The sequence below is a fragment of the Frigoribacterium sp. AC759 genome, assembly GCF_979256015.1.
In genome coordinates, this window is record NZ_CEEDMT010000002.1 from 256,731 (window position 1) to 277,928 (window position 21,198).

The following is a 21,198-nucleotide window of genomic DNA, read 5'->3' on the forward strand; positions in this document are numbered from 1 at the left end:
CATCCGCGAAGGATTCTCCGCCCGGCAGGCGTCGTCCCTAGGATCGGACCAGATCCGAGCACTGGAGGCAATGTGGCCGAGAGAACAGATGTCGTCTTCGTCGACGGGGTACGCACCCCGTTCGGGCGGGCCGGCGACAAAGGCATGTACTGGAAGACCCGGGCGGACGATCTCGTCGTCAAGGCGATGAGGGGTCTGCTCGAACGCAACCCGTCCCTGCCGCTCGACCGCGTCGACGACGTCGCCATCGCGGCGACGACCCAGCAGGGCGATCAGGGTCTGACCCTCGGGCGGACGACCGCGCTCCTGGCCGGTCTGCCGAAGTCCGTCCCCGGTTTCGCGATCGACCGGATGTGCGCCGGGGCCATGACGAGCGTCACGACTCTCGCCGGGGGCATCGCGTTCGGCGCCTACGACGTCGCCATCGCCGGGGGCGTCGAGCACATGGGCCGCCACCCGATGGGCTTCAACGCCGACCCCAACCCGCGGTTCGTCGCCGAGAGGATCGTCAGCGGCGAGGCCCTCAACATGGGAAACACGGCTGAGCGGATCCACGATCGGTTCCCGCAGCTGACGAAGGAGCGGTCGGACCGCTACGCCATGCGGTCTCAGCAGAAGCTGGCCGCGGCCTACGACGCCGGCCACATCCAACCCGACCTCGTGCCCGTGGCCGTGGCCACCGACGAGGGCTGGGGTCTCGCCACCCGTGACGAGGCGCCGCGCCCCGAGACGACCCTCGAGGGTCTCGCCGCGCTCCGCACGCCGTTCCGGCCGCACGGCCGCGTCACCGCCGGCAACTCCTCCGGGCTGAACGACGGAGCGACCGTCAGCCTCCTCGCCTCGCAGCAGGCGGCCGACGAGCTCGACCTCACCCCCAAGATGCGACTCGTGAGCTTCGCCTACGCCGGCGTCGAACCCGAGATCATGGGCATCGGACCCGTCCCCTCCACCGAGAAGGCCCTCCGCAAGGCGGGCCTGTCGATCGACGACATCGGGCTCTTCGAACTGAACGAGGCCTTCGCGGTGCAGGTGCTGTCGCTCCTCGACCACTTCGGCATCGACGACGACGACCCGCGGGTCAATGCGTGGGGCGGTGCGATCGCCGTGGGGCACCCTCTGGCCTCCAGCGGGGTCCGCCTGATGATCCAGCTCGCGCGCCAGTTCGAGCAGCGACCCGACGTCCGCTACGGCCTGACGGCCATGTGCGTGGGTCTCGGTCAGGGCGGCAGCGTCATCTGGGAGAACCCGCACTACTCGCGAAAGGCGGCCCGCGCATGACGACGGCCCTCGAGACCCTGACAGCCCTGTCCGCCGACGAGGTCGTGACGCACTCGCACGTCCGCGACGTGCCGATGCCGTCCGGTGGCGTGCTGGCCCTCGTCACCCTCGACAACGGCCGCGACCACACCCGACCGAGCACCCTCGGGCCGGCGACGCTGGCCGAGTACGGCGCGACCCTCGACGCCCTCCGGGCCCGCGCCTCCCGGGGTGAGATCGCCGCCATCGCCGTGACCGGCAAGCCGTACTTCCTCGCCGCGGGGGCGGACCTCAGCAAGGTCGGGCAGATCCCGAGCCGCGAGGTCGGGCTCGAGCTGGCCCGGCAGGGCCACGCGGTGCTCGGCAAGCTGCACGACGCGGGTGTGCCCACGTTCGTGTTCGTGAACGGACTGGCGCTCGGCGGCGGGGTGGAGATCGCGCTGCATGCCGACTACCGCACCGTCGACTCGTCGGCGGCGGCGATCGCGCTGCCCGAGGTGTTCCTGGGGCTCATCCCCGGCTGGGGCGGCGCGTGGCTCCTGCCCAACCTCATCGGGATCGAGAACGCCCTGCGCGTGATCGTCGAGAACCCCCTCAAGAACAACCGCACCCTCAAGCCCGCGCAGGCTCTCGAGCTCGGCATCGTCGACGAGATGTTCGGACCCTCGTCGTTCCTCGAAGACAGCATCCGCTGGGCCGACGGCGTGGTGACCGGGCGCATCACGGTCAAGCGTCCGAACGTCCCCGGGCGGCTCGAGAGGGCCGTCAAGTGGGATGCCGCCATCTCGATCGCCCGAAAGTCGCTGCAGTCGAAGATCGGCACCGTGGCGGCCTCGCCCTACGCGGCCCTCGACCTGCTCAAGGCCGCCAAGAACACCGACCGGGCGACCGGCTTCGCGGCGGAGGACGAGGCGCTGGCCGATCTCGTCTCGGGCGATCAGTTCCAGGCGAGCATGTACGCGTTCGACCTCGTCCAGAAGCGCGCGAAGAAGCCCGCCGGGGCCCCCTCCCCCGAGGTCGCCCGCGCGATCGGGAAGGTCGGGGTCGTGGGCGCGGGGCTCATGGCCAGCCAGTTCGCCCTCCTCTTCGTCCGACGTCTGCGCGTGCCCGTCGTCATCACCGACCTCGACCAGGGGCGCGTCGACGCCGGTGTCGCACGGATCCGAGCCGACATCGCCGAGTTGGCGGCGAAGGGCCGGATCACGAGCGACGAGTCGAACCGGTTGGAGGCGCTGGTCACCGGCACCACCGACCTCCGCGACTTCGCCGACTGCGACTGGGTCATCGAGGCCGTCTTCGAAGAGCTCTCCGTCAAGCAGAAGGTCTTCGCCGACGTCGAGGCGATCGTCTCCGAGACGACGATCCTGGCGACGAACACGTCGTCGTTGAGCGTCGAGGCCATCGGCGCCGAGCTGCAGCACCCCGAGCGTCTGGTCGGCTTCCACTTCTTCAACCCGGTCGCCGTCATGCCGCTCATCGAGGTCGTCAAGACGCCGAAGACCGACGAGGCGACGCTCAGCACCGCGATGGTGACGGCCAAGGTCCTCCGCAAGAACGCGGTCATCACGGCGGACACCCCGGGGTTCGTCGTGAACCGCATACTCGCGAAGGTCCTCGGCGAGGCCATGCACGCGGTCGAGACGGGCACCCCCTTCGAGGTCGTCGACCGGTCGATGGATCCCTTCGGGCTCCCGATGACCCCGTTCGAGCTGCTCGAGCTCGTCGGGCTGACCGTCGGCGCGCACGTGCTCGACACCCATCACGCCGCGTTCCCGGACAGATTCCACGCCAGCGAGGCCCTCCACCGGCTGGCGGACCACGGGCGGATCCTCGACCGCGATTCCAAGGGCCGACGCCAGGGGTTCGACAAGAAGGCCGTCGCGCTGACAGCGGGGAAGGGCACAGCGCTGTCCGCCGACGAGCTCCGGATCCGCATCGAGGACGGCCTGGCCGACGAGGTCGGGCGCATGCTCGACGACGGCGTGGTCTCCGCAGCCGAGGACATCGATCTGTGTCTGATCCTCGGGGCGGGCTACCCGTTCCAGATGGGCGGGCTCACGCCGTACCTCGACCGGGTCGGCGCCACCGAGCGCGTCCGGGGCACGACGTTCCACTCACCCGTGATCCGCGGTGTGGCCGGCTGAGCCTCCGCGTCGACGACGACGGCCCCGCTGCTCTCGAGCAGCGGGGCCGTCGTCGGTCGAGGCGGGGACGCCCGCGTGTCGCTTACTGGTCGCGGAGGCGACCGGAACCGGTGGCGTCGGCCTGCGCACCGTCCGTCAGCGGTCGGGCCACGGGGATCTTGCTCCCGAGGACCTGAGCCACCACGTCGCGGGCGATGGCCTGCGGGGTGAGCCCCACCTCCTCGAGGATCTCGGCTCGTGAACCGTGCGCCAGGAACTCGTCTGGGAGACCCAGCTCGGTGACCGCAGTGTCGACGCCTGCCTGACGGAGATCCTGTCGGATGCGCGTCCCGATGCCGCCGACGCGCACGCCGTCCTCGATGGTCACGACGAGTCGATGCTCCGCCGCGAGATCGATCACCGAACGCGCCACGGGGACGACCCACCGCGGGTCGACGACCGTGGCGCCGATGCCCTGATCGGCGAGGCGCGCGGCGACGTCGAGACCGACGGAGGCCATCGGGCCGACGCAGACGAGCAGGACGTCGGCCCGATCACCGCGATGCAGAACGTCGACACCGTCGTCGAGTCGTTCGATCGCATCGTGCTCGGTGCCGACGCTGCCCTTGGAAAAACGGACCACGGTGGGCGCGTCGGTGACGGCCACGGCCTCGCGGAGCTCTTCGCGGAGGCGCGTCGCATCCCTCGGGGCCGCCAGACGGATGTGCGGCACGATCTGCAGCAGTGCGAGATCCCACATGCCGTGGTGGCTCGGCCCGTCGGGGCCCGTGACACCCGCCCGATCGAGGACGAACGTGACGCCGGCCTGGTGCAGCCCGACGTCCATGAGGATCTGGTCGAACGCCCGGTTGACGAAGGTCGCGTAGAGCGCGACCACCGGGTGCAGCCCGCCGAACGCGAGCCCGGCGGCGCTGGTGACCGCGTGCTGCTCGGCGATGCCGACGTCGAGCACCCGGCCGGGGAACCGCTCGGCGAGGAGATGCAGACCCACCGGACGGAGCATGGCCGCCGTGATGCCCACCACCGTCTCGTCCCGCTCGGCGATCGAGACGATCTCCTCGGCGAAGACGGACGTCCACGACGGGGCGCCCGCCGAAGCGAGCGGCTCACCCGTCTCGGGGTCGATCTGCCCCACCGCATGGAACTGGTCGGCCACGTCGGCCCGCGCCGGATCGTAGCCCCGGCCCTTCTCGGTGATGGCGTGCACGATCACCGGGGTGCCGTAGTTCTTGGCCTGCTGGAGAGCTTCCTCCATGGCCGACTGGTCGTGACCGTCGACCGGGCCGACGTACTTGATGTCGAGGTTCGAGTACAGCGCCTCGTTGTTGGTGAATCGACTGAGGAACCCGTGCAGCCCGCCCCGAACCCCGCGGTAGAAGGCGCGACCGGGGTGCCCGAGGTGATCGAAGACGGCACGGCTGCCACGATGCATGTCGCGATACGTGCTTCTCGTCCGCACCGTGTTGAGGAACCGCGCCATGCCGCCGATGGTGGGCGCGTACGAGCGGCCGTTGTCGTTCACGACGATGATCAGCCGACGGTCGTTGTCGTCGGAGATGTTGTTGAGGGCCTCCCACGTCATGCCGCCGGTCAGAGCGCCATCGCCGACGACGGCCACGACGTGGCGGTCGGACTGCCCGGTGAGCTGGAAGGCGCGCGAGATGCCGTCGGCCCACGACAGCGAGCTGGAGGCGTGCGAGCTCTCGACGATGTCGTGCTCGGACTCGGAGCGCTGCGGATAGCCCGCGAGACCGCCCCGGAGGCGCAGCATGCTGAAGTCCTGGCGCCCGGTGAGGAGCTTGTGCACGTACGACTGGTGGCCGGTGTCGAAGACGATGGCGTCATGCGGCGAGTGGAAGACCCGGTGCAGAGCCAACGTGAGCTCGACGACCCCGAGGTTGGGGCCGAGATGACCGCCGGTCTTGGAGACCTCTGCGACGAGGAATCTGCGGATCTCGCCCGCGAGCTCGATCATCTCGTCGTCGGTCAAGCGGTCGAGGTCGCGAGGTCCTCTGATCGTTTCGAGCAGGCTCATACCGGCTTCCCTTCCACGCCCCGGAGGGCATCGGTCCAGTCTAGGCACGAGGGGTGTGCGGAGCGTGGAAAGACCCCCGGGCCGCCGCGGATCGGCGGCGGCCCGGGGGTCTCGCGGGGCGAGGGATCAGACCAGACTGCGCAGCACGTACTGCAGGATGCCGCCGTTGCGGTAGTAGTCCGCCTCGCCGGGGGTGTCGATCCGGACGACGGCGTCGAACTCGACGACCGACTTGCCCTCGGGTGAGTGGTCGCTCGGCGTCGCGACCACGTGGACGGTCTTGGGCGTCGTGCCCTCGTTGAGGTCGGTGAGCCCCGAGATGCTGATCGACTCCGTGCCGTCGAGCCCGAGGGACTCCCAGCTCTCACCCGCCGGGAACTGCAGGGGCACCACACCCATGCCGATCAGGTTCGAGCGGTGGATGCGCTCGAAGCTCTCGGTGATGACGGCCTTGACGCCCAGGAGGCTCGTGCCCTTCGCCGCCCAGTCGCGCGACGAACCCGAGCCGTACTCCTTGCCGCCCAGGATCACGAGCGGCGTGCCGGCATCCTGGTAGCGGGCGCTCGCGTCGTAGATGAACGACTGCGGGGCGTCGGGCTGCGTGAAGTCGCGCGTGTACCCGCCCTCGACGCCGTCGAGCAGCTGGTTCTTCAGACGGATGTTGGCGAAGGTGCCGCGGATCATCACCTCGTGGTTGCCACGACGCGATCCGTAGGAGTTGAAGTCCTTGCGGTCGACACCGTGCTCCGCGAGGTAGTGACCCGCCGGGCTGTCGACCTTGATCGAGCCCGCCGGGCTGATGTGATCGGTCGTGACCGAGTCGCCGAGCTTGGCGAGGACGCGAGCATCGACGATGTCGGTGACCGGCGTGGTCTCGATCGTCATGCCGTCGAAGTACGGGGGCTTCCGCACGTAGGTCGACTCGTCGTCCCACTCGAAGGTGGCGCCGGTGGGCGTCGGAAGCGAACGCCAGCGCTCGTCTCCGTCGAAGACCCCGGCGTACTCGTGGGTGAACATCTCGGTGTCGATCGACTCGTCGATGGTCTTCTGGACCTCGGCGGCATCGGGCCAGATGTCTCGGAGGAAGACGTCTCCGCCGGCCTCGTCGGTGCCGAGGGCGTCGTTCTCGAAGTCGAAGTTCATCGACCCGGCCAGCGCGTAGGCGATGACGAGCGGCGGGCTCGCCAGGTAGTTCATCTTAACATCGGGGTTGATCCGCCCCTCGAAGTTGCGGTTGCCCGACAGGACCGCCGTCACGGCGAGGTCGTTGTCTTGCACGGCCGACGAGATCTCGTCGATCAGGGGGCCCGAGTTGCCGATGCAGGTCGTGCAGCCGTAGCCGACCGTGTAGAAGCCGAGGTCTTCGAGGTAGGTCGTGAGACCGGCCTTCTCGTAGTAGTCGGTGACGACCTTCGAACCCGGTGCGAGGGTGGTCTTGACCCACGGCTTCGCCTTCAGGCCCTTCTGGCTGGCGTTGCGTGCCAGGAGACCCGCGGCCAGCATGACGGAGGGGTTCGACGTGTTCGTGCACGACGTGATGGCCGCGATCGCGACGGCGCCGTGATCGAGGGTGAACTCGCGACCGTCTTCGAGCGTCACCGGCGTGGGCTTCGAGGTCTTGGCGGGGGCGTGCGAGGTGTGGATGTGCGTCGGGGGCTCCGTCGCGTCGTCCTCCGCCGTGAGACCGACCGGGTCGGAGGCCGGGAAGGTGCCCTCGACCGCGGCGTCGACGCTCGTGTGGTCGGTGGTCGCGTACGAGCCCAGGTCGATCTCGAACTGCGACTTCGACTCGGTCAGCTCGATGCGGTCCTGGGGGCGCTTCGGCCCGGCGATCGACGGGACCACGGTCGCGAGATCCAGCTCGAGGTACTCGCTGAAGACGGGCTCGGTCGACGGGTCGTGCCAGAGCCCCTGCAGCTTGGCGTACTTCTCGACGAGTTCGATCTGCTCCTCGCTGCGACCGGTGAGACGCAGGTAGTCGAGCGTCACGTCGTCGATCGGGAAGATGGCCGCGGTCGAGCCGAACTCGGGGCTCATGTTGCCGATCGTGGCTCGGTTGGCCAGGGGCACCTGCGCGACCCCTTCGCCGTAGAACTCGACGAACTTGCCGACGACCCCGTGCTTCCGCAGCTGCTGCGTGATGGTGAGGACGACGTCCGTCGCGGTGACGCCGGTGGGGATCGAGCCGCTCAGCTTGAAGCCGACGACGCGCGGGATGAGCATCGACACCGGCTGACCCAGCATCGCGGCCTCGGCCTCGATGCCGCCGACGCCCCAGCCGAGCACGCCGAGGCCGTTGACCATGGTGGTGTGCGAGTCGGTTCCGACGAGCGTGTCGGGGTAGGCCTGCAGCACGCTGCCGCCGTCCGCCGTGGAGACCGTGCGGCTGTAGGTGACACGGGCCAGGTACTCGATGTTGACCTGGTGGACGATGCCCGTTCCGGGCGGGACGACCTTGAAGTCGTCGAACGCCGTCTGCCCCCAGCGGAGGAACTGGTACCGCTCGCCGTTGCGCTCGTACTCGATCTCGACGTTGCGCTCGAGGGCGTTCTCGCTGCCGAAAAGGTCGGCGATGACCGAGTGGTCGATCACGAGCTCGGCCGGAGCGAGGGGGTTGATCTTGGTCGGATCACCGCCGAGAGCCGACACGGCCTCGCGCATGGTCGCGAGGTCGACGATGCAGGGGACCCCGGTGAAGTCCTGCATCACCACGCGGGCGGGTGAGAACTGGATCTCCGTGTCGGGCTCGGCCGAGGGCTGCCACGAGCCCAGGGCGCGGATCTGGTCGCCTGTGACGTTGGCACCGTCTTCGGTGCGGAGCAGGTTCTCGAGAAGGACCTTGAGGCTGAACGGGAGCTTGTCGGCCCCGTCGACCGCGTCGATGCGGTAGACCTCGTAGTCGGTGTCGCCGACCCTCAGTGAATCCTTCGAACCGAAACTGTTGATTGCAGACACGTGCCGTCTCCCTTGCTGACTCCGTCGTCATCATGGTCGCTGGGCTGATACCGCACCAGCGAGGCAAGCCTAAGTCCGCGGACCGTCCGATGACCGACGTCGTCGATTTATCTCGATGTCAAGATAAAGCTACCACCGAGTAGCTGAGCGGCCGGCGCTCAGAGCCTGCCCGGGGCCGCGTCGGCCTCGAGACGCGCCCGGTAGACCGTCCGCACCAGCAGCCAGGTGATCCAGAGGACCGCCGCGTACAGCGGGACGCCCATGACGAGCTTCGTCGTCGCCAGGGCGGTGATCTGCCCGGCGAAGAAGAGGGGCAGCTGCACGGCGAGTCGTGCCGCGAACAGCCCGCACCAGAGCCACGTGGTCAGCACCAGGACCCGGCGCTTGGCCTTGTCGTCTCGCCAGGCGCTCCCCTCGTTCGTCAGCAGCCCGACGATCACGCCGATGACGGGCCACCGCACCGCGATGCTCACCAGCAATGCCAGGAGGGACACGACGTTCACGACGAGACCGGGGATGAAGTTGCCCTCGGCCCGTCCGCTGAGGAGGGCGATGGCGGCCGAGATCGCGATCCCGAACACGCCGGCCAGAGCCTGGGCCACGGGGCCGCGCTGCACGATGCGGGCGACGACGAACAGGACCGCGACGCCGACCGGGATGAGCACGGAGGGTACGAGGCTCCCCGTCAGCGTGTAGACGACCACGAATCCGAGACCCGGCAGGATCGACTCGGCGAGCCCGCGGACGCCTCCGATGGCCGAGAGCAGGGCTCCCGCCGTGGGGACCTCGCCCGGTGCGACCTGGCCGATGCCGGCCTTGCTCGCCGCCGCCCGCAGCTGCGCGGCGAGGGAGACGCGGGGATCGTCGGACGGGGACTCCGCGCCGATCCCGGTGCGGTCGTCGTCGGTCATGCCGGCCTCAGACCTGGGAGGGCGTGGTGCCCGGTGCGTCGGTCGGCCCGGCCTTGGGCATCGACAACGGGATGAGGTCGCGGGGCGCCATCGGGTTCGAGCCGCGCACCACGACGATGCTGCGGAAGAGCTCTTCGATCTTGGCCGCGGCGTCGTCGTCGACGGTCGCGTCGCCGGCGATGACCCCTCGGAGGAACCAGCGGGGGCCGTCGACCCCGACGAAGCGCGCGAGACGCGTGTGCCCGGCGTCGCCGCCCATGACCGGGATCTCGGCGCGCACCTCGGGACCGAAGGGTCCGTCGATCTCGGTGGTCGCGCCTCCTTGGCGTTGGATCTGCTCGGAGATCTGACCGCGGATCTCGTTCCAGAGACCTGCGCTGCGCGGGGCCGCGAACGGCTGCACCTGCAGGGTCGACTTCGCGAAGTCGAGCCCGACGGCCACGACCCGCTTGCTGCCCTCCTCGACCTCGAGGCGGAGGTGGAGGCCCTCACGGGGCACGATCTTGACACCGCCGAGATCGACGTAGGGCCTGACCGGGTTCGCCTCGGTCTCGTCGAGCGGACCCTCTTCGGCGCGATCGGCCGGTGCGGACTTCGAGTCGTCGAAGACCTCGACCTCGTCGAGACCGCTCACATCGATCTCGACGTCGTCTCCGTCGACCTGCTCGATGTCGATGGCGACCTCGGCGGCCTGCTGCGCGCGCTTGGACTTCCTCATGCTGATGCCGTTCCTGTCTCGTGTGCGTATCCCGTGGATCCGAAGCCGCCGTCGCCCCTGACGCTCTCCGGGAGGGTCTCGACCGTGAGGAAGTCCGCTCGGACGACCGGCACGATCACGAGCTGGGCGATCTTGTCGCCGACCGCTATCTCGTGATCGGCGTCGAGATCCGTGTTGAGCAGAGCGACCTTGATCTCGCCGCGGTAGCCGGCGTCGACCGTTCCGGGGCTGTTCACCACCGTGATGCCGTGCTTGGCCGCGAGGCCGCTGCGCGGGACGACGAAGGCGGCGTGGCCGTCGGGGAGGGCGATCCGGACCCCCGTTCCGACGAGAGCCCGGCGACCGGCCCGGAGGGTGATCGCCTCGGTGGACAGGAGGTCCGCGCCGGCGTCGCCGGGGTGCGAATAGCGCGGGACGAACGCGGAGCCGAGGGCCCCGTCGACCGCGATCTGGACGTCGAGGGTCTGAGTCACGTGTCGAGGGTAGTCCAGAAGTCTGGTCGAATGGACCCATGCACAACTACCGCGAGCGGCTGTCGCCGCCGGTCACCGTCTTCCTGGCCTCGGCGCTCCTGCTGCCGGCGACGCTCCTGGTCTTCCTGCCCATCAATGTCGGGGTGGGCGTGGTCATGGCGATCGTCTTCTACGTGGCGGCCGTGCTGGCGCTGCTCCTCGGCTCGCCCGTGCTGACCATCGACGACGAGGGGTTCTCGGCGGGTCGCGCGCGCCTCCACGCCCACGAGATCGGAGACGTGACCGCCTACCGCGGGGCCGCCGCCACAGCACAAAGAGGGCCCCTGCTCGATGCACGAGCATGGACCCTCTTCCGGGGATGGGTGAAGCCGGTCGTCAGGATCGAATTGACCGACGTGTCGGACCCGGCTCCCTACTGGCTGGTCTCGACCCGTCGGCCCGACGAGATCGTCGACCGGCTGACGGCCGTCAGGCGGCGCACTCCCGGCAGATAGCCCCGAGCTTGGTCTCGTGGTCGAGCTGCGAACGGTGCTTGACCAGGAAGCACTCGACGCAGGTGAACTCGTCGAGCTGCGGGGGCAGGACGACGACGTCGAGATCGAGGTCGGAGAGATCCTGACCGGCGAGCTCGAACGAGCCCGGGTTGTCGGCGTCGTCGTCGACGACACCGGTCATCTTGTCGGGGACCCGCTCTTTGAGCCCCTCGATCGACTCCGAGTCGTCGTCGTTCTTGCGAGGTGCGTCGTAGTCGGTTGCCATGCCCATCCAGTTCTATTACGTTCGTGTACCCAATTCGGCGCGCACAGTTTGCATGACTCGTTCCCGAATAGCAAACCGGTCGGCAGGGCCTCCCGGGCGCCTCGAAAGAACTGGCGGCACGCCCGTTCTATTCCCCGGTCGGAGGCCCTCGACGTGCGAGTCTTACGGGCGAATCACGACGGCGAAAGGCGTGCTACATGCAGGATCTGAGGGTCATCGGAGTCGAGAGCGGTGCGCTGCTCGTGGCGACCGACGGCGGAAGCGAGTACCGCCTCCCGGTCACGCATTCGCTCCACACGCATCTGCGCGCCGCCGCGCCCGACGGCTCCCCCGCCCAGCGCAAGGCGCCACCTCGCGAGATCCAGGCGCACATCCGCGCCGGCCTCTCGTCCGAGCAGACCTCCGCGGTCACCGGAGCCGACCTCGACTACATCCGTCGATTCGAGGGTCCCGTCCTCGCCGAGCGCGCGTTCGTGCTCGAGACCGCGATGGCCGTCCCGGTGACGGTGGCCGGCGACGACGACGGCGACTCGGGCCCGTCCACCTTCGGAGGGGTGATCGAAGCCCGCCTGGACACGGCGGAGGCATCGGACCGCTCGTGGACCAGCTACAAGGACGTCGAGCAGGGCTGGCTGGTCCACGTCTCGTACGTGACCCGCGAGGTCTCGCGAGACGCGACCTGGCGGTTCGACCCCAAGAAGCTCCTCCTCGCCCCCGCCGGCGGAGACGCCAACACCCTCTCTCAGCATCGCGAGGACGTCGGCCCTCTCGCACCGCGCCTCCGGGCCGTCGACCGCGACTCGGGATCGACCCCGGGTCGCTTCGACAGCGGCGCGTTCATGGTCGACACGACCCCCGAGACCGACGTGGAGATCGAGGTCCCCCGGGTCGTCGAGCCCGAGCGTCATCGGAGCGACGCCCGCTCGGCCGCCTCGCTCGCGGCCATGAACCGCTCGCCCGACCCGGCCACGTCGCACAACCAGACGGCCGATCTGCTCGAGGCCCTCCGTCGCCGACGGGGCGAGCGGGAGTCCGCGCGCTTCTCCGACGACGACGCCCCGCAGCACCCGGCGGCGGGATCCATCCGCGTCATCGACGTGCCTCTCGACGACTTCGGACTGCCCGAGGGCTCGACGGACACGACCGCCGCCCGACCCGACGCCGAGCAGGGCCGCGACGACGACTCGTCGGCTGCTGCGCATCCCCTGCCGGGCGCAGCCCGCACCGGCCGACCCCGCCGTGCCAACCCGATGCCCCCCGTGGTCACGCCGCTCTCGTCGAGCGGCAAGAAGGGCCGCGGCCGGGCGTCGATGCCGAGCTGGGACGACATCGTCTTCGGAGCGCGTTCGGACGACGACAAGTGAGTGGTCCGACCACCGGGGGGCGTCAGCGCGCGTAGGCGCCGAATCGTCTGAGCGGGACCTGCGTCTCGTCCGTCGACCAGCTGCCGTGCTGCCCGATCATCGAGCCGGCCAGACCGCCGGTACCGCGCCCGTCGTAGTAGACGACGCCGCGACGCGCGGCGACGAGGATGTCGCCGATCCGGGGCAGCACCTCGGCGTCGACCGGTCCGAACCAGCCCGCCTCGACGGCCTCCTCGCGCGTGATCACCCAGGCCCGTTCGCCCTCCGCCTCGCGCCAGGCCGCGAGTGTGGCCGCTCGCCGGTCGTCCGTCACCTCGTCGCCGAAATGCAGCTGCAGGCAGCGCGGCTCGCCCGCCACGTGCCGCACACCGTCGACGAGCTCGGGTCTCCCGCCGAAGACGATGCGACGGCGTTCGCCGATGTCGAGCACCCCGTGATCCGCCGTGACGAGCAGCCCCGTGTCGTGCCCGAGCCCGGCGTCGAGGCGGCGGATCTCGGCGTCCACCTGCTCGAGCGCGGTCGTCCACTCCGGCGACTCCCAGCCGGCGCGATGCGCGATCATGTCCAGCTCGGGGACGTACAGATACACCAGGGAGGCGCGGGTCGCCTGAGCGGCGTCGCGAGCCGCGTCGAATCGGTCGGCCATCGACTCCGCCGACAGATAGGTCGTGCCGGAGAGGATGGCCTCCGTCAGCCCGGACGTCGCGTAGCGCTTCGGGCCGACCGAGAAGCTCGTCACTCCCTCGTCGGCGGCTCGCTCGAAGACGGTGCTGCTGCGCTGCCAGGTGTCGGGCCGCATGCCGGCGTCCCAGCCCGAGAGCTGCTTCACGACGCGATCGCGGTCGCGGTCGAGCACCGAGTAGCCGACGAGCCCGTGCTCGCCGGGGAGGACCCCGGTGGCGAAGGTGGTGAGCGCGGCCGCCGTCGTCGTGGGGAAGCCCGACCAGATGCTGCCGCCCGGGGCGGAGGCGAGCGTGCGGGCGTGGCCCTTCCGAGCACCGAGCGAGGAGCTGCCGAGACCGTCGACGAGGAGGACCACGGCGGACCGCGCGGGGGGAAGAGCGAGCGGGTTCGCCGCGCCCGAGAGCGAGGCGACCGAAGAGGGGAGCACGTCGGCCAGGCTCACGGCGTGCGGGGGGCGCCCCGGTACGATGGACGTCATCGGCACCAGTCTGCCATAGCCGAACCATCCATCCGAGGTGCTTCGCGCCTCCTGCCCCCGAGAAGTGCATGACGACGACCGACACCCTCTCCACTCCCGACGACGGCGAACGCATCGAGGACATCGACGTCTCGCTCGAGATGCAGGGCTCGTTCCTCGAGTACGCGTACTCGGTCATCTACTCGCGGGCCCTGCCGGACGCCCGCGACGGGCTGAAGCCCGTCCAGCGGCGGATCCTCTACCAGATGTCGGAGATGGGGCTGCGTCCCGACCGCGGGCACGTCAAGAGCGCGCGCGTGGTGGGCGAGGTGATGGGCAAGCTGCACCCGCACGGCGACACCGCCATCTACGACGCCATGGTGCGCCAGGCGCAGCCGTTCACCATGCGGGTGCCCCTCATCGACGGGCACGGCAACTTCGGCTCGCTCGACGACGGGCCGGCCGCCCCCCGCTACACGGAGGCCCGACTCGCCGAGGCGTCGCTGGCGATGACGCAGGGGCTCGGCGAGGACGTCGTCGACTTCGTGCCCAACTACGACAACCAGCTGATGCAGCCCGAGGTGCTGCCCGCCGCGTTCCCGAACCTCCTCGTCAACGGCGCCAGCGGCATCGCCGTCGGCATGGCGACCAACATGGCCCCGCACAATCTCATCGAGGTCGTCGGGGCTGCCCGGCATCTGATCGACCACCCCTCCGCGAGTCTCGACGACCTCATGGCCTTCGTGCCCGGCCCCGATCTGCCGACCGGTGGCACCATCTCGGGGCTCGCCGGTGTGCGTGACGCCTACGCCACCGGCCGGGGGAGCTTCAAGACCCGCGCGAAGGTGTCGGTCGAGAGCATCACGGCCCGGAAGAACGGCCTCGTCGTCACCGAGCTGCCGTACCTCGTCGGGCCCGAGAAGGTGATCGAGAAGATCAAGGACGGCGTGCAGGCCAAGAAGCTGACCGGCATCACCGACGTCACCGATCTGACCGACCACAAGCACGGCCTGAGACTCGTGATCGGCATCAAGACCGGGTTCAGCCCGCAGGCCGTGCTCGAGCAGCTCTACCGCTACACGCCGCTCGAAGACGGCTTCAGCATCAACAACGTCGCCCTCGTCGAGGGGCAGCCGCGCACGCTCGGGCTGAAGGAGATGCTCGAGGTCTACGTCGCCCACCGCATCGACGTGGTGACCCGGCGCACGCGGTACCGGCTCGCGAAGAAGGAGGACCGCCTCCACCTGGTCGAGGGGCTGCTCGTCGCCATCGTCGACATCGACGAGGTGATCCAGGTCATCCGCAGCAGCGACGACACCGCCGCGGCCAGGGCTCGTCTGCGCGAGGTCTTCGACCTGAGCGAGATCCAGGCCGAGTACATCCTCGATCTGCAGCTGCGCCGCCTCACGAGGTTCAGCCGCATCGAGCTCGAGGCCGAGCGCGACGAACTGCTCGCCGCCATCGCCGACCTCAAGGCGCTGCTCGCCGACAAGCGCCGCCTGCGCGCCCTCGTCTCGAGCGAGCTGGGCGAGATCGCCGAGCAGTTCGGCACGCCCCGCCGAACCCTCCTGACCGAAGCCGCGCCCAGTGTGGCGACCGTGGGTCGAGGCAGTAAGAAGTCGCCCGTGCTCGAGATCGCGGACACCCCCACGAGGGTCTTCCTCTCGACGACGGGTCGCATCCTCCGCGTCGACCACCAGGACCCGGACTCGGGGCTGCCCACTCCCCCACCGCGTCGGACGAAGCACGATGCCGTCCTGTCGTCGATCGACACCACGAGTCGGACCGAGATCGGGGCGGTGACCACCCATGGTCGTCTGATCCGCTTCACCCCGGTCGACCTCCCGTCGGTTCCGCCGACCTCGGTGCAGCTCGGTGCGGGTGTGCCCGTCCGCGACTACATCGGACTGACCGATCGCACCGAACGGGTGCTCGCCCTCGTCTCCCTGACGGCCGAGCGGCCCATCGCCCTCGGCACCGCACGAGGCGTGGTGAAGCGCGTGGCCCCGGGTCAGTACCCCTCCCGCCCCGATTTCCCGGTCATCGGTCTGAAGAAGGGCGACTCGGTCGTCGGAGTGGCGCAGGGCGGCGACGACGACGAGCTCGTCTTCGTCTCGTCGTCGACGCAGCTGTTGAGATTCCCGGCGTCGGCCGTCCGTCCGCAGGGCCCGGCGGGTGGTGGTGTGGCCGGCATCAACCTCCCCGAGTCGTCGACCGTGCTGTTCTTCGGCGCCGTGCCCGCCGGGCACGAGGCGGTCGTCGTGACGGTGTCGACCAGCTCCTCCACCATCGCCGGCACGGACCCGGGGCGCGGCAAGACCAGCGCGTTCGACGAGTACCCCGGCAAGGGCAGGGCCACCGGCGGTGTCCGGTCGCACGCCCTGCTCAAGGGCGAGGACGGCCTCACCCTCGCCTGGGTCGGACCCGCGCCCGCTCGTGCCGTCGGTGCGGACGGCGCAGTCCGCGAGCTCCCGGCCGAGCTGTCGCGACGCGATGCGTCGGGCACGCCCCTCGCCGCGGAGATCGGCTCGATCGGGGCGTCCGTCGCGCACATCGCGGACTCCGCCACCGGCGCGGAGGCAGGCGCGGACGCGGGCGCGGACGCCGGTGACGACTCGGCGGCCGGCGCCGTCCAGTCGGCCCCCGCAGAGTGACGGCGGGCGAGCGGACAGCGTGGTCCGCTCGCCCGTCTCACGCGCCTGACCGCGCCGAGCCTCGCTGTGCCCGCCTCACGCGACGATCATGCGCAGTGGTGCCGAGGGCGCCGGCAAGCCGCCTGAGGCCTCCGTGCGCCCCTGCTCTCAGACGTCGATGCGGTCGCGGCTGATACCCGAGCCGTCGATGATGAACTCCTTGCGCGGAGCCACCTCGTTGCCCATCAGCAGCTCGAAGACCCGGGCGGCGTTCTCTGCGTCGTCGACCTTGACGCGGCGGAGCATGCGATGCTGCCGCTCCATCGTCGTCGTCCGCAGCTGCTCGGCATCCATCTCGCCGAGGCCCTTGTACCGCTGGATCGGGTCCTGGAACTTCTTGTTCGTCCGCTTCAGCCCGGCGAGCACGCCGTGCAGTTCCTTCTCGGAGTACGTGTAGATCGTCTCGTTCGGCTTGCTGCCGGGGTGCATGACCACGACGCGATGGAGGGGCGGCACAGCCGCGAAGACACGCCCGGCCTCGATCATCGGTCGCATGTAGCGGAAGAACAGCGTCAACAGCAAAGTGCGGATGTGGGCGCCGTCGACATCGGCGTCGCTCATGATGATGACCTTGCCGTACCGGGCGGACGAGAGATCGAAGGAGCGCCCGGACCCCGCGCCGAGCACCTGGATGATGGAGGCGCACTCGAGATTCGAGAGCATGTCGCTGACCGAGGCCTTCTGCACGTTCAGGATCTTGCCCCGGATCGGCAGCAGCGCCTGGAACTCGCTGTTGCGGGCGACCTTGGCCGTGCCGAGCGCGGAGTCGCCCTCGACGATGAACAGCTCGCTGTTGGCGACGTCGTTCGACCGGCAGTCGACGAGTTTCGCGGGCAATGACGAGTTCTCGAGGGCGTTCTTGCGCCGCTGGGTCTCTTTGTGGGCGCGTGCCGCGATGCGTGACTTCATCTCGGCGACGACCTTGTCGAGCACGAGCGCCGTCTGCGTCTTGTCGTCGCGCTTCGTCGAAGCGAAGCGCTCGGCGAATTGCTGCGCGACGACGTTGGCCACGATGGCCCTCACGGCCGGCGTGCCGAGGATCTCCTTGGTCTGACCCTCGAACTGCGGTTCGGGGAGGCGGACCGTGAGCACGGCCGTGAGCCCTGCCAGCACGTCGTCCTTGTCGATCTTGTCGGTGCCGACCTTCAGCCGACGGGCGTTCTGCTCGACCTGCTGACGGAGGAACTTCAGCAGCCCCGCCTCGAACCCGGCCTGATGCGAACCGCCCTTGGGTGTCGAGATGATGTTCACGAAGCTCCGGAAGACCGTCTCGTAGCCGCTGCCCCAGCGGAGGGCGATGTCGACCTCGCACTCACGCGTGAGCTCGGTGGCGACCATGGCGCCGCCGTCGGTGAGGACCGGCACGGTCTCGGTGTACGAGCCGGTGCCCGTCATGCGCCAGGTGTCGGTGACCGGGGCGTCGGGGGCGAGGAACTCGACGTACTCGCTGATGCCGCCGTCGAAACGGAAGGTGCTCTCGAGCGGGAACCCGCCGTCGGTGAGCGAGCCGGGGCGCTCGTCGCGGATGCGCAGGGTGAGACCCGGGATGAGGAAGGCCGTCTGACGGGCACGCGCCGTGAGGTCGTCGGGCTGGAAGGTCGCGCCGCGTGTGAAGATCTGCCGGTCGGCCCAGTACCTGATGCGCGTACCTGTGACGCCTCGCTTGACCTTGCCGACCTCGCGCAGCACGCTGCCCGACACGAACGGCGTGAACGGAGCGTCGGGGGTGGGCTCGCCGGAGTCGTCGAAGGTGCCGGGCTCGCCACGCCGGAAGGACATGGCGTAGGTCTTGCCGTTCCGGTCGACCTCGACGTCGAGACGCTCGGAGAGCGCATTGACCACCGACGCGCCGACGCCGTGCAGCCCGCCCGACGACCCGTAGGACCCCCCGCCGAACTTGCCGCCGGCGTGCAGCTTCGTGAACACGACCTCGACCCCGGTCAGGCCCGTCTTCGGCTCGATGTCGACGGGGATGCCCCGGGCGGTGTCACGGACCTCGACGCTGTCGTCGGCGTGCAGCAGGACGTCGATCGAGTCGCCGTGACCCCCCAGAGCCTCGTCGACCGAGTTGTCGATGATCTCCCAGAGGCAGTGCATCAGACCTCGGGAGTCGGTGCTGCCGATGTACATGCCCGGGCGCTTGCGCACGGCCTCGAGCCCCTCGAGGACGGACAGATGACGGGCCGAGTAGTCGGACGTGGCCAATGGGTGCTCCTGACGCGTTGCGGGCGACCACGAGCGGGGAATTCCGGAGGCGGTGGTCGCGTTCCATGGTAACGAGGGCCACCGACACGGAGACCCCGACACTCTCTCGTCGTCGAGCGTCTACGCGATGAGCGAAATCCCCCCGAATGTCTCACCATCACTCCACAGCCGTGTTTTGATGAGGACACGTATCCACAGCACCACCGTCAGGAGGAGCACCCCTATGACTCAGATGGCCACCGACCAGACAGCCGTCGACGAGTTCGGCTCCCGCTACCAGTTGAGCGCAGCCGACCGCTGCGACAGCTGCGGAGCCCAGGCGTACATCCGTGCGACCCTGGCCACCGGTCAACTCTTCTTCTGCGCCCACCACGGCGCGAAGCTGAAAGACAAGCTGGAGCCGACCGCGATCGAGTGGCTCGACGAGAGCGCCAAGCTCTCCGAGCACTGACCGGACTCTCGGCGCCTCAAGGCGCCCTGTTCGACGAAGAAGCCCGCACCCTCCGAGAGGGTGCGGGCTTCTTCGTGGTCACATCGCCTTGAACGACCGTTCCAGGTTGTCGGCGATCACCCGTTGCGACGCGGCCGCGTACTGATCGAGCTTCTCGTGGGCCGGGGTGAGACCGTACGAGATGCCGCGACGCGAGAGCGCCGTCCGGAGGATCCGGTCCGTGAGACCGGGATTGAGGGGAAGCAGGGGGCCCTTCAGCTGCGTGCCGAACGACGTGCCCCGGACGACACCCTCGGCGCCGTCTGACCCGTTGCCGCCGCCGTGGACGACGGTCGCGAACGGACGCGAGCCCGCGCCGAGCTCGAGGTGGGCGGCGTGGTCCTCGAAGCCGAAGAGGGTGAGGTCGTCTCCCCCGTACTGGGTGGTGACCTGGAAGTAGTTCGTGCGTCGCGGTGCGCCGCGACGGACGAGCGCATCGAAGAACCCGACGCCTTCGACGGTGTCGCCCTCGACCGTGACGACGCCTCGTGTGAGGAGCTCCATGCCGCCGCCGACGGCGACGACCGGGACCCCCGACCGGGCGAAGCCCTCGAAGGCGTCGCGGAGTCGGACGGCGTCGACGCTGACTGAGCGGACGCCCGAGAGCGGACCGTGGCCCAGCACGACCACGTCGGCCACCGAGGGGACGTCGTCCCCGATGCGGTACTCGGTGACCTCCGAGTCGATCCCGGCGCGTCGTGCACGTTCGACCAGGGTCGTAACGTTGCCACGATCACCGCTCACCCCGAGTTCTTCGGGGTAGACGTGGACGATTCTCAGGACGTCGTCGCTCACGCGCTCTTCTCCAGATCGGGGTGGCCGAGGATGCGGCGCGCGAGCATCATCTGCTCGTAGTTCGTCACGAAGTGCTTGGTGCGATCACCGGGCGACGGGAGAGCGCGCATGAGGCGGATGGCCTTCGAGATGTCCTCCTCGATGACGTGCACGGGGATCCCCTCGTGTTCGAGCCGGAGGGCCAGCTGCCAGGCTTTGGCGCCCGCGAGCACGTCGACGTGATCGAGGTGGGAGAAGTCGATGTCGTAGATCCACGAGATGTCGGGCGTGCCCTCGTCGATGGCGAGCATCACCTGCTCGACCCCCTGCGGAAGCGCGTCGAGGTTCATCTGCAGACTCGCTGCGTTTTTGAACATGATGAACTCGGCCTCGTCGGTGCCGAGCGACATGCGCTCACCCCGCCCGTAGGCCGGCTTCATGCCGTCGAAGGCGCGAGAGACGGCCACGGCGTCGACCGGCCCGCCCAGCACGACGGAGGCCGTCTGCAGAGCTGCCGCCGCGTCGACGGCGTAGTGCAGACCGCGGGCCGGCAGCTGCACGTCGACCGTGACGTCGCCGACCCGGATGGTCGCACCCGCGCCGTCGAGAGTCAGGACCTCGGCTTGCGCGTCGAGCGAGTCGTCGGCCCGCCTGGTGAAGTCGTTGGCGTTCTGGAGCCCGTTGGGCGATGCCGCGACGACCGCCGGTGCGGCGCCGAAACGCGTGACCGACTGACCGGGACGGGCCGTGTACGGCCCGAGGTGCTGGTCGTCGCGGTTGGTGATCACCGACGACGTCGCCAGGGCGGCTGTGTCGGTCATCATCGTGCCGACGCGCTCCGTCTCGAAGAAGCGGTACAGCTGGTCGACCTGCACGTTCAGCATGAGCACGGTCGAGGGGTTCAGGGACTTCGTCAATTCGACGGCGAAGGCCTCGTCGACCTCGATCACGCCGATGTCGTGCTTCACGTCGCCGAACGGCGTGACCTCACGGAGGAACGCCGACGCGATCCCCTGCGGCAGGTTGGCGCCGGTGGGGTTCGTGAACACCGTGAGACCGTGAGCCCGCAGCGTCTCGGTCAGCATCATCGTCGTCGTCGACTTGCCGTTCGAACCGAGGACGAAGACGACCCCGCGCTCGAACTGCGACGAGACATGGGTGAGGAAGTCGGGGGCGAGGGCGAGGACCGTGCGCCCCGGATAGGCGGATCCCCCGCCTCGGAGGCGCGCGAGGGCGCGGACGATCCGGCCCGCCAGGACGGGGACGACGTACTTCATGT

Annotated in this window: 16 protein-coding genes; 6 read left to right on the forward strand and 10 right to left on the reverse strand. The window is 69.4% G+C overall.

Features of this window, described 5'->3' with window-relative positions:
• The first annotated feature begins 72 nt into the window (after positions 1 to 72).
• Together ACZ6JE_RS04125 and ACZ6JE_RS04130 are read left to right on the forward strand one after the other, a co-directional pair.
• The gene (locus tag ACZ6JE_RS04125; RefSeq protein ID WP_320477160.1) at positions 73 to 1,278 is read left to right on the forward strand and encodes a thiolase family protein; all 1,206 of its coding nucleotides are present in this window, start codon (positions 73 to 75) and stop codon (positions 1,276 to 1,278) included.
• On the forward strand, positions 1,275 to 3,401 hold the full coding sequence (locus ACZ6JE_RS04130) for a 3-hydroxyacyl-CoA dehydrogenase NAD-binding domain-containing protein (protein ID WP_464318268.1): 2,127 nt from the start codon (positions 1,275 to 1,277) through the stop codon (positions 3,399 to 3,401). Before ACZ6JE_RS04125 ends, ACZ6JE_RS04130 begins: the two co-directional genes overlap by 4 nt.
• 82 nt (positions 3,402 to 3,483) lie before the next feature.
• Here the strand turns inward: ACZ6JE_RS04130 and dxs are convergent, their stop codons facing one another.
• From dxs to dut, 5 genes are all read right to left on the reverse strand, one after another.
• Positions 3,484 to 5,436 carry a 1-deoxy-D-xylulose-5-phosphate synthase gene (gene dxs, locus ACZ6JE_RS04135; RefSeq protein WP_320478945.1) on the reverse strand — a complete coding sequence of 651 codons (1,953 nt, stop codon included), beginning with the start codon at positions 5,434 to 5,436 and terminating at the stop codon, positions 3,484 to 3,486.
• A 126-nt stretch (positions 5,437 to 5,562) separates the two neighbouring features.
• Positions 5,563 to 8,391, reverse strand: a complete 2,829-nt coding sequence (gene acnA / locus ACZ6JE_RS04140; protein WP_464318269.1) for an aconitate hydratase AcnA — start codon at positions 8,389 to 8,391, stop codon at positions 5,563 to 5,565.
• A 158-nt stretch (positions 8,392 to 8,549) separates the two neighbouring features.
• Complete coding sequence (locus ACZ6JE_RS04145; RefSeq protein WP_464318270.1) at positions 8,550 to 9,302, reverse strand: DUF3159 domain-containing protein; 753 nt, start codon at positions 9,300 to 9,302, stop codon at positions 8,550 to 8,552.
• A gap of 7 nt (positions 9,303 to 9,309) precedes the next feature.
• Positions 9,310 to 10,020, reverse strand: a complete 711-nt coding sequence (locus ACZ6JE_RS04150) for a DUF3710 domain-containing protein (protein ID WP_320478948.1) — start codon at positions 10,018 to 10,020, stop codon at positions 9,310 to 9,312.
• Positions 10,017 to 10,493 (reverse strand): dUTP diphosphatase, encoded by a 477-nt coding sequence (gene dut, locus ACZ6JE_RS04155; RefSeq protein WP_414655440.1) that lies wholly within the window; start codon positions 10,491 to 10,493, stop codon positions 10,017 to 10,019. Before dut ends, ACZ6JE_RS04150 begins: the two co-directional genes overlap by 4 nt.
• A 38-nt stretch (positions 10,494 to 10,531) precedes the next feature.
• On the opposite strand from dut, the gene ACZ6JE_RS04160 reads away from it, so the two are divergent.
• On the forward strand, positions 10,532 to 10,987 hold the full coding sequence (locus ACZ6JE_RS04160) for a DUF3093 domain-containing protein (RefSeq protein ID WP_192060271.1): 456 nt from the start codon (positions 10,532 to 10,534) through the stop codon (positions 10,985 to 10,987).
• On the opposite strand, the gene ACZ6JE_RS04165 is transcribed toward ACZ6JE_RS04160, so the two are convergent.
• Entirely contained in the window at positions 10,962 to 11,252 is a 291-nt protein-coding gene (locus ACZ6JE_RS04165) for a DUF4193 domain-containing protein (protein WP_192060270.1), read from the reverse strand. The two genes, ACZ6JE_RS04160 and ACZ6JE_RS04165, sit on opposite strands and share 26 nt — an antisense overlap.
• Before the next feature lie 197 nt (positions 11,253 to 11,449).
• Here ACZ6JE_RS04165 and sepH point away from each other — a divergent pair, with 197 nt between their 5' ends.
• Positions 11,450 to 12,616, forward strand: a complete 1,167-nt coding sequence (gene sepH, locus ACZ6JE_RS04170) for a septation protein SepH (RefSeq protein WP_464318271.1) — start codon at positions 11,450 to 11,452, stop codon at positions 12,614 to 12,616.
• A gap of 22 nt (positions 12,617 to 12,638) precedes the next feature.
• On the opposite strand, the gene ACZ6JE_RS04175 is transcribed toward sepH, so the two are convergent.
• On the reverse strand, positions 12,639 to 13,778 hold the full coding sequence (locus ACZ6JE_RS04175; protein ID WP_192060268.1) for an alkaline phosphatase family protein: 1,140 nt from the start codon (positions 13,776 to 13,778) through the stop codon (positions 12,639 to 12,641).
• A 68-nt stretch (positions 13,779 to 13,846) separates the two neighbouring features.
• Here ACZ6JE_RS04175 and ACZ6JE_RS04180 point away from each other — a divergent pair, with 68 nt between their 5' ends.
• Complete coding sequence (locus ACZ6JE_RS04180) at positions 13,847 to 16,411, forward strand: DNA gyrase/topoisomerase IV subunit A (RefSeq protein ID WP_464318272.1); 2,565 nt, start codon at positions 13,847 to 13,849, stop codon at positions 16,409 to 16,411.
• Positions 16,412 to 16,558: 147 nt separating this feature from the next.
• On the opposite strand, the gene ACZ6JE_RS04185 is transcribed toward ACZ6JE_RS04180, so the two are convergent.
• On the reverse strand, positions 16,559 to 18,655 hold the full coding sequence (locus tag ACZ6JE_RS04185; protein ID WP_243215735.1) for a DNA gyrase/topoisomerase IV subunit B: 2,097 nt from the start codon (positions 18,653 to 18,655) through the stop codon (positions 16,559 to 16,561).
• Between the two features lie 223 nt (positions 18,656 to 18,878).
• Between ACZ6JE_RS04185 and ACZ6JE_RS04190 the strand changes: the two genes are divergently transcribed.
• On the forward strand, positions 18,879 to 19,106 hold the full coding sequence (locus ACZ6JE_RS04190) for a DUF7455 domain-containing protein (protein WP_192060265.1): 228 nt from the start codon (positions 18,879 to 18,881) through the stop codon (positions 19,104 to 19,106).
• A 78-nt stretch (positions 19,107 to 19,184) separates the two neighbouring features.
• On the opposite strand, the gene ACZ6JE_RS04195 is transcribed toward ACZ6JE_RS04190, so the two are convergent.
• Together ACZ6JE_RS04195 and ACZ6JE_RS04200 are read right to left on the reverse strand one after the other, a co-directional pair.
• A complete protein-coding gene (locus ACZ6JE_RS04195; RefSeq protein WP_192060264.1) occupies positions 19,185 to 19,940 on the reverse strand; it encodes a type 1 glutamine amidotransferase in 756 nt (251 codons plus the stop codon).
• Positions 19,937 to 21,196 carry a MurT ligase domain-containing protein gene (locus ACZ6JE_RS04200; protein ID WP_192060263.1) on the reverse strand — a complete coding sequence of 420 codons (1,260 nt, stop codon included), beginning with the start codon at positions 21,194 to 21,196 and terminating at the stop codon, positions 19,937 to 19,939. Before ACZ6JE_RS04200 ends, ACZ6JE_RS04195 begins: the two co-directional genes overlap by 4 nt.
• Positions 21,197 to 21,198 lie beyond the last annotated feature (2 nt).